The sequence below is a fragment of the Martelella alba genome (assembly GCF_005217455.1).
Lineage (GTDB): Bacteria > Pseudomonadota > Gammaproteobacteria > Enterobacterales > Enterobacteriaceae > Acerihabitans.
Genome location: NZ_SZPQ01000044.1, coordinates 24,416 through 33,971, shown reverse-complemented (window position 1 = coordinate 33,971; position 9,556 = coordinate 24,416). Strand labels below are relative to the sequence as shown.

Here is a 9,556-nt window from a genome sequence, read left to right as displayed (position 1 = left end):
TATAATGCTGATTTCCCACTGACCGAAGCTGGCGCCGGTCAGTTTTAGCGCGGCCACGCAGCCGCAGCCGAAGAACAGGAGCAGGGCGGTCCCGAGGAATTCCGCGATGCATTGGCCTTTTAAGGTTGGCGTTTTTTGGCTCATAAACTTTTCCTGCTGGCGATGTTAAGAGATGAAAGCAGAGTCAACGTCCGCTTACTGAAGACCCTTACCTAAAAACAGATGTAGGCATGTTGTAAATTTATCGTTAATGAGCGAAAACGAGAAATATCGAAATCGAAATGTGTGCGGTTCGTCATAAAAATGAGCGTTTACGCTTAAATATTAAGGAAACCAGCGTCAATAAGCGCAATCAGGCGCATTAATCTTCAAAAATAAATGTTAAAAATAGAGGTAAATTTTAGTAAAAAGGAGGGCGAATCCTACATCGGTTGCCTATGCGTTAGCGTACAATGACCTGCGTACCCGGCATAGGGGGCATCGCTCGCCCGACGTCATGAGCAACAATTCGACGCGGCGGCCGGGACGTTTCCGGGATCGAATAATGTCAGGCGGGTAGACACCGGAGGAAGGGCTCCTTACAATCCCCACTTCGGTCCGGCCAGGGTCGCTGTTATTTCCCACGTGCTGTGGCGCGGATGCCGCGAAAGTCGCGTGTGCTGCGCGACATCAGTTCACGATTTCACCTTGCAGGCTTTAAGGGGGCTGTTATGGCTTTTGAAGTATTTGAAAAATTGGAAGCGAAGGTACAACAGGCGATCGATACCATCACGCTTCTGCAAATGGAGATTGAGGAACTCAAAGAAAAGAACAACGGATTGACGCAGGAACTGCAGCAAGCCGCCAGCAACCGTGAATCTTTGATTAACGAAAACGAACAATTGAAGCAGGAACAGAATGTCTGGCAAGAGCGTTTACGCGCATTGCTGAGTAAAATGGAAGAAGTTTGACCCGCTAATACGTCAAAGGGCGACGGCAGACAACCGCCCTTTGGCTCTTATCGGCCGCAAGGGGTTTATTCCAGATCGAGAGCGTCTTCCGATAAAATAATGCCGGTATTATCGGCGTAGAGGTGATCGCCGGAGAAGAAGGTCACGCCGCCGAAATTCACCCGCACGTCGCTCTCGCCGATTCCTTCGCTTGCGGCGCCGGCGGGCGTGGCGGCCATGGCCTGGATACCGAGATCCAGTTCTTCCAAATCATCGACCTGGCGCACGGCGCCGTACACCACAATGCCTTCCCATTGATTCTGCGCTGCCAGATTGGCCAGCTCGGCATTGATCAAGGCGCGCCGTACCGAACCGCCGCCGTCTACCACCAGCACGCGGCCAAGGCCGTTTTCCTCAAGCAAATCGTATAACAAGCCGTTATCCTCAAAACATTTCACGGTTACGATCTGCCCGCCAAACGATGTCCTGCCGCCAAAATTAGTGAAAAGCGGTTCCACAACATTCACGTCTTCATGATAAATGTCGCACAGTTCTGAGGTATCGTATTTCATAAGATTTACGTCGGTTTGCCGCTGGAGACCAAAGTATATCGCTTTCTGTCCCCAGTTGCCAAAATCATCAATGGTGAAGTTGATGCGCGTCAGAAAATCCCGCGACGCCGGCCAGACACTCCGCCCATCAGCTAAATAGCAGCCCCACTGCGAACAGAATATTGATCAACAAGGCGTATTTCACGGTTTTTTCCAGCATAGGACGGATACCGGAAGGATTGATCTCGTGCAGTACATATCTCGCTTGCAGATAAAGCGCGGGCACGGTTAAAACAAACAGCCACCCCACCAGACTATGCAGTTCAAGAAGGGTGAATGCCGCCAGGCAGACCACTGCGCCGGCCAGCAGGAGAACATGATAATAACGCGCGCGCATGGGGCCGAGTCGGACCGCCAGGGTGTTCTTCCCGTTAAGCCGGTCGCTTTCAATATCTCGCAGATTATTGATATTCAGTACTGCGGCGGCCAACAGACCACAGGCGGTGGCGGGCAGAATAACCATGGCGTGGAATGCGCCGGTTTGTAGGTAATAGCTGCCGCCGACACTCAGCCAGCCGAAAAAAATCAGCACGGAAAGATCACCCAAACCCATATATCCGTAGGGCCGGGTACCCATGGTATAGGTGATGGCGGCTATAATGGAAAGCACGCCCAATAGCAGGAAACCCAGCACATCGGCGGGTTTTTCACAGGCGACGACAATCAGCGTGGCCCCTGATAACAGCGTCAGAAAAATGGTCAGCCCCAGCGCGAACTTCATCTGTTCGCGGGTAATGATGCCCAACTGCATCCCGCGCATCGGCCCGATGCGGTCTTTTTCGTCGCTGCCTTTGACCGCGTCGCCGTAGTCATTGGCCAGATTGGACAAAATTTGCAGCAAGGCGGCGGTAACCAGGGCGAGCATGGCGACCACCGGTCTGAAATGTCCCTGCCAGCCGGCCATTGCCGAACCGGTGACAATCGAGGCCAGCGCCAACGGCAGCGTGCGCAGGCGCAGGCTGATCATCCAGGCTTTGGCGGGGCTAAGCGTAACGGTTTGGCTCATGGTCAATAAATCTTATGGTAAATATCCAGTTTCGGCAAAAAAAAGGAAGGCATGAGCCTTCCCTTTTCAAATGTGATTTATCCAGCCGGCGGTTACAGGATAAAACGGCTCAAATCTTCGTCAGATACTAGCTCATCCAGATGGCTACGAACATAATCTGCATCAATTGAAATCGTTTTACCATTCCATTCGCTGGCGTCATAGGAAATCTCTTCCATCAACCGTTCCAAAACGGTATGCAGCCGACGAGCGCCGATGTTTTCGGTCCGTTCGTTGACCTGCCAAGCCGCCTCTGCGATTCGGCGAATACCGTCGCTGGTGAACTCGACGTTAACCCCTTCGGTGGCCATCAGCGCTTTGTACTGAATGGTCAGCGATGTGCTGGGCTCGGTCAGAATACGTTCGAAATCGTTGGTGGTCAGCGCTTCCAGCTCAACCCGGATCGGCAAACGGCCCTGCAATTCAGGAATGAGATCGGAGGGGCTTGATACCTGGAAAGCGCCGGAGGCGATAAACAGGATATGGTCGGTTTTCACCATCCCGTGTTTGGTGGAAACCGTGCAGCCCTCCACCAGCGGCAGCAAATCCCGCTGCACCCCTTCCCGGGAAACATCCGGACCGGAGGTTTCACCGCGCTTACAGATCTTGTCGATTTCGTCGATAAACACGATACCGTGCTGTTCGACGGCTTCGATGGCCCTTTCCTTGAGTTCTTCCGGATTAACCAACTTGGCCGCTTCTTCTTCAATAAGCAGCTTCATGGCTTCCTTGATCTTAAGCTTGCGTGGTTTCTGTTTTTGACCGGCCAAGTTTTTAAACATGGATTGCAACTGATTGGTCATTTCTTCCATGCCCGGCGGCGCCATGATCTCGACGCCCATCGGCGCTACCGACAAGTTGATTTCGATTTCCTTATCATCCAATTCGCCTTCGCGCAATTTTTTGCGGAAAGTCTGCCGGGCGGCCGACGGTTCATTACTTTCCTCCGGTTGCCCCCAGTTATTCTTCGGCGGTGGAATAAGCGCGTCCAACACGCGTTCTTCCGCCAATTCCTCGGCTCGATGGCGATTCCTGTCCATGGCCTGCAAGCGCACCATTTTCACCGCGGCGTCGGTCAGATCGCGAATGATCGAATCCACCTCTTTGCCGACATAACCCACTTCGGTGAATTTGGTCGCTTCTACCTTGATAAAGGGCGCGTTGGCCAGTTTAGCCAGCCGGCGGGCGATCTCCGTTTTACCTACCCCGGTGGGCCCTATCATCAGAATGTTTTTCGGGGTCACTTCGTGGCGCAATGCTTCGTCCAGTTGCATACGACGCCAGCGGTTACGCAGCGCGATGGCGACCGCCCGCTTGGCATTATGCTGGCCGATGATATAGCCATCAAGTTCGCTGACGATTTCGCGTGGAGTCATTTCAGACATATAAAGGATCCTTACGCCTTGGACGTTAATTCTTCGATGGTATGGAAATGGTTGGTATATATGCAAATATCTCCGGCGATACCCAACGCTTTTTCAACGATGTCCCGGGCGCCGAGCTCGGTATTTTCCAGCAGGGCGCGCGCGGCGGATTGGGCGTATGGGCCGCCCGATCCAATGGCGATCAGATCGTTTTCCGGCTGAATCACATCGCCGTTGCCGGTAATGATGAGCGATGCATTTTCGTCCGCCACCGCCAGTAGGGCCTCCAGCCTGCGCAGCATGCGATCGGTTCGCCAATCTTTGGCCAGCTCGACCGCCGCTTTCACCAAATGACCCTGATGCATCTCCAATTTGCGCTCAAACAATTCGAAGAGCGTAAAGGCATCGGCGGTCCCTCCGGCAAAACCCGCTATCACTTGATCATGATATAAACGGCGCACTTTGCGGACATTGCCCTTCATTATTGTATTACCCAGAGTGGCCTGGCCGTCGCCACCAATTACCACATGGCCGTTGCGGCGTACGCTTACGATTGTTGTCACGTGCAACTCTCCGGTGAAGATAGAATGAAGCCCCATCATAGTTTGGGGCGTTTGCAATTATAGATGGGGCGGGGTTGGGGTTTTTCAACCCCCGGTGGCGATGGGAATGCAATTAGCCATGCCGGCGCCGCGAAGTTCCTGCAACGATTTATCCACGCTGGCGCGGCTTGAGTAAGGCCCGAGCATGACGCGGTTCCAGCCGCCGCTGGCGGCGATCCTGCTCTCGATCCCGCCGAAGGCCAGTTGCGCCCGTACCGATTCGGCCTGATCCACCGCTTTATATGAGCCGCATTGAATAAGGTAGCGCTGCGACTTTTCTTTCGACGCGTTATCGGTTCTGGTTCCGCTCCGGGGTTGAGTGATTTGCGCCGTTGCGCCGGTTTGGCGGGACGACGGAGCTTCGGCGGTCGCCGCCTGGCGGGGTTGCGTGGTTACCATCGTCTGGCGCGGCGGCGACTGGACGGAGGGCGAAGCCTGTCGCGGCACCGCTTGCGCCGTTGGCGGATTGAAATCGCCGCGACGACTGTTCGCCACCGACGTCTTGCTTTGTTCGTTATAGGGCACTTCATTTAGGTGAGTGGGTTGCTGGCGCATATCGGCCTGTATTTGTTCCAGCAATTGGCGCTGTTCGTCGGTCAATTGCGCCGGTGACCGCACCTCGCCCCCCGATGAAGGCTCGGTCGGTGTCTGGACGCCGATTTGGCGATTTTCCAGCTCTTTAATATAGCGCCAGCGCTCTTCGGGCTTGGGCGGCAGACCGTTGCCGGTGTGATTGCCGTGATTGGGCAGGATGACCGCCTCTTGGCTTTTGTTGTGCGCGATGAAATACAGACCGCCGATGAACGTCACCAGCACCGCGACCGCCAAGGCGACCATCGTTTTTGAAATGCCGGAAGACGCGCGTTTGCTGCGACTGCCTGATTTCCTGCGCCGCGTATTGGTCCTTCCGCGACTGACGTAGTCTCTTTGTGCCACTATCGTGTTTTCGCTAAGTTTAAGAAAGTCACCAGCCCGTCATGTTACTGAAGGTATTATTATTTGACCAGCGCCGGAATGCTTAAAGCGCCTTATGTTTTTTTTCGCGGCGGGCTACTGCTGCCCCTGACGATCAACTTGCTGTCCAGCAGCAATGAAGTATTTGATATCTGATGCTGCCTGATCTGCTGCAATAGCAGCAGCATCGCTTCCCGGCCGATCTGATAACTCGGCTGCGCCACGGTGGTCAATGGCGGGTCGCAAAAATTAGCAAGCGTAATATCATCAAAGCCGATCAGTGAAAGATCGTCTGGCACGGTCAGGCCGATTTTCTTGGCCTGCGACAGGGCGCCAAACGCAATGATATCGCTGTGACAAAAGATAGCCGTTGGCGGTTGAGATTGCGAGATCAGTGTGTTCAATCCGCAAGCGCCGGTCTGGTAGCTGATATCGCCAAGAAACAGCATCTGCTGGTCGGTGGGGATGCCATGGCGACGCAGCGCCTGGATATAGCCTTGCGTCCGGTATTGGCACTGGGGATGTTTCTCTGTTCCGCCGATACAGCCGATTCGCCGATGGCCCAGCTTGAAAAGATAATCCACCGCTTCATAGGACGCCGTTAAATTATCGATATGCACCGTCGACAACTCCAGTTCGGGCACAAACTCATTGGCCATGACCATTGGTGGAAAGTTCTGCTGTTGCGATTTATCAATGGCGAAGGGGAGATTGGAACCTAATAGCAGGATACCGTCGATTTGCCGGGCGATAATCAGATTGGTGAAGCTTTTACGGGTGGGCTGCTGATGGGCGCAATCGGCCAGCAATACCAGATAGCCCTGCTCATCGGCGGTTTCTTCGATTCCCCGCAGTATTTCGGCAAAAAAAGGGTCGCAGATATCCGGTACCATGACCAGCAAATTGCGGGTTTCGCTGCGCTTGATCTGGCGGGCGAGGGGTTGCGGATCATAACCGACGGATTGTACGGCAATCTGAACCCGTTTCCGGGTTTGAACGGAAACCTTCTCCGGATTCATCAATGCCCTGGATACGGTGGCTGTAGAGACCCCTGCCTTTTCCGCCACATCCTTCATGGTCGCCATGACGGATGGCTTTTTACGTTCCACGTTATTCTCCTGGCGTCAGGTCGATTCTGACGAATTTATCTCTAACCTTTGTCTTTCCTACCCCATGTTGTTGGTGGCGTTCGGGCGGATTGCCGTTAGAGGTATCGCTAATAATGACTCTGTTCTTTCTATCAGATTGTGAGGGATAAAGGTTACGCAAAAGGCCAATAGCGGCTGAACTTTCAATATTATTCGAATGGAAATCACAAAATTTGAATCAAAAATAAGCGAGATCAGATATCGATGGGATCCACATCCAGCGACCATTTGACCTTGCGCGCCTGGGTTAGCGTGGCCACCAGCGGCAAACTGGCGGCCACCAGGCGTTGCAGATGTCCGCGTGAGGGATGCTGAAGCAACAGTTGCCAGCGGAAACGCCCGCCGCGTTTTGGTTGCAGGGCCGGCGTCGGTCCCATTAGCCAAAGGGCGCGATCGCGCAGGGGGCTGGCGTCCAGCATTTGCCGGAGCCGCTCGAGAAACAGCGCGGCCTGTTGATTGTCGAGATCTTCCGCCCGGAAGAGAATGTGGCTGGTAAATGGCGGAAGGGACACCGCTTGTCGTTCCGCCAGCGCTTGACGGGCGAATGCCATATAGTCTTCGCGCAGCAATATTTGCAATAAGGGATGTTCGGGATGGTGGGTTTGTAGAAAAACCTCGCCTTGCTTTCCAGATCGGCCCGCCCGTCCGGCCACCTGGGTGTACAATTGAGCGAATCGCTCCGCCGAGCGAAAATCCGCAGAAAAAAGCGCGCCGTCCACATCCAGCAACGATACCAGCGTCACATCGCGGAAATGATGTCCCTTCGCCAACATTTGCGTTCCGATCAGAATGCGTGCGCCGCCCTGGTGCATCTGGGCGAGATGGGCTTCCAACGCGCCTTTGCGCGCAGTAGTGTCGCGGTCGACGCGGGTAATGGGAATATCGGGAAACAATCCGGACAGCGATTGCTCCAATTGTTCGGTGCCCAGCCCTACCGGCATCAATTGCGTCGAGCCGCATTGCGGGCATTGTTCTGGGACCGGACGCTGGCTGTCGCAGTGATGACAGCGTAGTTGCCGCTGTTGCTGGTGTAACGTGTAGTAGTGATCGCAGCGCGGACATTCGGCGATCCAGCCGCATTCGTGGCAGAGCAAGGCCGGCGCATAACCACGCCGGTTTAGAAAAAGCATGACTTGATTGCCGTTCGCCAGATGTGATCGCATCTTCTGTAATAATGGCCGGGACAGGCCGTTGGTCATCGGCAAGCCCTTGAGGTCCAGTATCTGCTGGCTCGCCGGTCGGGCGTTGCCGGCGCGCTTGCGAAGCGTCAGCACGCGGTATTTTCTCTGCTCGGTGTTGTATAGGGTTTCCAGCGCCGGCGTGGCAGAGCCGAGCACCACGGGAATATTCTCCCGGCGCGCGCGCAATACCGCCAAATCCCGGGCGTGATAGCGCCATCCCTCATGCTGTTTATAAGAGCCGTCGTGTTCTTCGTCAATAACGATGATGCCCAATCGGGAGAAAGGCGTGAACAGCGCCGAGCGGGTACCGATGACGATGGCTGTCTCGCCGTCGCGCGCCTTCAGCCAGACCGCCAGACGCTCGCTATCGTTAAGGCCGGAGTGCAGCACATCCACCGGGGCGTGAAAGCGCTCGCGAAAACGACTGATGGTCTGCGGCGTCAGCCCGATCTCCGGCACCAATATCAACGCTTGCTTGCCTTGCGCCAGAATATTTTCCAGCACAGTAAGGTAAACTTCGGTTTTACCCGAGCCGGTGACGCCGGCCAGCAGCCAGGCGGCGAAGCGATCGTCCTCGCCGCGGATGGCGCCTACCGCCGTGGCCTGTTCGGTATTTAACCGCAAACGTTCGCCCACGACGCGGAAATGCCGCCGCCAGTCCCCCTCCGCCGGCCGGACCGGGCGCAGATCGCACAGCCCCTTGGTCCGTAGCGCCTGCAAGGCGTTTTCCGTCAGCAGCCGTTTTGCCACCTCATGCCGATAGACGGGCGCCGGCAACAGGGCCGCCAGCGCCTGCTGCTGCTTCGGCGCCCGTTTCAGCGAGTCCAGCGGGGTGGCGCGGCCCTGCTCGGTGGCGAACCATTGCCACAAGGGCGCCGTTTCGGCGGCCTTACCTTGACGGAGCAGTACCGGCAAAGCGTGGAAAAGCACCTCGCCCAATGGGTGATGATAGTAGTCCGCCGCCCAGAGTAAGATTCGCCACAGCGTATCGGAAAAGAGCGGTTGATTATCGATAACCGCCTCAATGGGTTTAAGTTTATCCAACGGTAGCGCACTGTCCTCGCCGATGCCCGTTACAATGCCGACGGCGCTGCGCCGTCCGAAAGGAACGCGCACGCGGGCTCCGGGCGTCACATGGCAATGTCCGGGCGGCAGATAATCAAACGTGCGTGCCAACGGCACGGGTAACGCAACGTGAATAACGGGCATGAGTTCATCCAGGGAAAAATTGCGCTGATAGTGTACACTGTGCCGACGTCATTGTACGGATGTGTTTGCAAATGGCCGCGGTATTCTGTATGATTCGCCGCCTTCGCCGCTATCCGGCAGCGGAGAAACACGACATCCTTCGCGTGGTGTCCGGCGAAAGTCGACCGGATAGCGACGCGGCCTTAAAACGAGGTTTCCCATGAAAAAAGATATCCATCCGAAATATGTAGAAATTACCGCGACTTGCTCTTGCGGTAATGTTATCAAGACGCACTCCACGATGGGGCATGATCTGACCCTGGATGTTTGCAGCGAATGCCATCCGTTTTATACCGGTAAGCAACGTGTCGTCGATACCGGCGGTCGTGTGGAACGCTTCAATAAACGCTTCAGCGTACCGTCCTCTTCCCGCAAATAAGCGATAGCGGGCGCAAGCGCAAGCCGCATGGCGCAATGCATAAGCAGCACCCATTACTGGAGCCTCGGCCGTGCGGTCGGGGCTTTTTGTATCCG

Annotated in this window: 10 protein-coding genes; 2 read left to right on the top strand and 8 right to left on the bottom strand. The window is 55.3% G+C overall.

The features are described from left to right. Positions 1–144 (bottom strand): aquaporin (locus FCN80_RS21605; RefSeq protein ID WP_170975434.1); only part of this gene is annotated, 144 nt, incomplete at its 3' end. Positions 145–710: 566 nt separating this feature from the next. On the opposite strand from FCN80_RS21605, the gene zapB reads away from it, so the two are divergent. Beyond that, complete coding sequence (gene zapB, locus FCN80_RS21600; RefSeq protein WP_136992420.1) at positions 711–950, top strand: cell division protein ZapB; 240 nt, start codon at positions 711–713, stop codon at positions 948–950. Positions 951–1,015: 65 nt separating this feature from the next. Here zapB and rraA read toward each other — a convergent pair whose 3' ends face one another. From rraA to priA, 7 genes are all read right to left on the bottom strand, one after another. Continuing rightward, positions 1,016–1,501: a ribonuclease E activity regulator RraA gene (rraA, locus tag FCN80_RS21595; protein ID WP_136992419.1), complete on the bottom strand. Its 486-nt coding sequence runs from the start codon at positions 1,499–1,501 to the stop codon at positions 1,016–1,018. A 127-nt stretch (positions 1,502–1,628) separates the two neighbouring features. Then, entirely contained in the window at positions 1,629–2,546 is a 918-nt protein-coding gene (locus tag FCN80_RS21590; RefSeq protein ID WP_136992418.1) for a 1,4-dihydroxy-2-naphthoate polyprenyltransferase, read from the bottom strand. A 92-nt stretch (positions 2,547–2,638) separates the two neighbouring features. Continuing rightward, entirely contained in the window at positions 2,639–3,970 is a 1,332-nt protein-coding gene (hslU, locus tag FCN80_RS21585) for an HslU--HslV peptidase ATPase subunit (protein ID WP_136992417.1), read from the bottom strand. Between the two features lie 11 nt (positions 3,971–3,981). Further along, entirely contained in the window at positions 3,982–4,548 is a 567-nt protein-coding gene (gene hslV / locus FCN80_RS21580) for an ATP-dependent protease subunit HslV (protein ID WP_306767913.1), read from the bottom strand. A gap of 48 nt (positions 4,549–4,596) precedes the next feature. After that, entirely contained in the window at positions 4,597–5,487 is an 891-nt protein-coding gene (gene ftsN / locus FCN80_RS21575; protein ID WP_136992415.1) for a cell division protein FtsN, read from the bottom strand. Positions 5,488–5,579: 92 nt separating this feature from the next. Beyond that, positions 5,580–6,614, bottom strand: coding sequence for a DNA-binding transcriptional regulator CytR (gene cytR / locus FCN80_RS21570; RefSeq protein ID WP_136992414.1), 1,035 nt, complete (start codon positions 6,612–6,614; stop codon positions 5,580–5,582). Positions 6,615–6,847: 233 nt separating this feature from the next. After that, positions 6,848–9,043 carry a primosomal protein N' gene (priA, locus tag FCN80_RS21565; RefSeq protein WP_136992413.1) on the bottom strand — a complete coding sequence of 732 codons (2,196 nt, stop codon included), beginning with the start codon at positions 9,041–9,043 and terminating at the stop codon, positions 6,848–6,850. 199 nt (positions 9,044–9,242) lie between these two features. Here priA and rpmE point away from each other — a divergent pair, with 199 nt between their 5' ends. Then, positions 9,243–9,461 carry a 50S ribosomal protein L31 gene (rpmE, locus tag FCN80_RS21560; protein WP_136992412.1) on the top strand — a complete coding sequence of 73 codons (219 nt, stop codon included), beginning with the start codon at positions 9,243–9,245 and terminating at the stop codon, positions 9,459–9,461. Positions 9,462–9,556: the final 95 nt, after the last annotated feature.

Coding starts and splice junctions, on each gene's coding strand:
- priA (WP_136992413.1), bottom strand. CDS start 9,043: ATGCCCGTTATTCACGTTGCGTTACCCGTGCCGTTGGCACGCACGTTT.
- rpmE (WP_136992412.1), top strand. CDS start 9,243: ATGAAAAAAGATATCCATCCGAAATATGTAGAAATTACCGCGACTTGC.
- hslV (WP_306767913.1), bottom strand. CDS start 4,548: ATGGGGCTTCATTCTATCTTCACCGGAGAGTTGCACGTGACAACAATC.
- rraA (WP_136992419.1), bottom strand. CDS start 1,501: ATGAAATACGATACCTCAGAACTGTGCGACATTTATCATGAAGACGTG.
- FCN80_RS21590 (WP_136992418.1), bottom strand. CDS start 2,546: ATGAGCCAAACCGTTACGCTTAGCCCCGCCAAAGCCTGGATGATCAGC.
- hslU (WP_136992417.1), bottom strand. CDS start 3,970: ATGTCTGAAATGACTCCACGCGAAATCGTCAGCGAACTTGATGGCTAT.
- zapB (WP_136992420.1), top strand. CDS start 711: ATGGCTTTTGAAGTATTTGAAAAATTGGAAGCGAAGGTACAACAGGCG.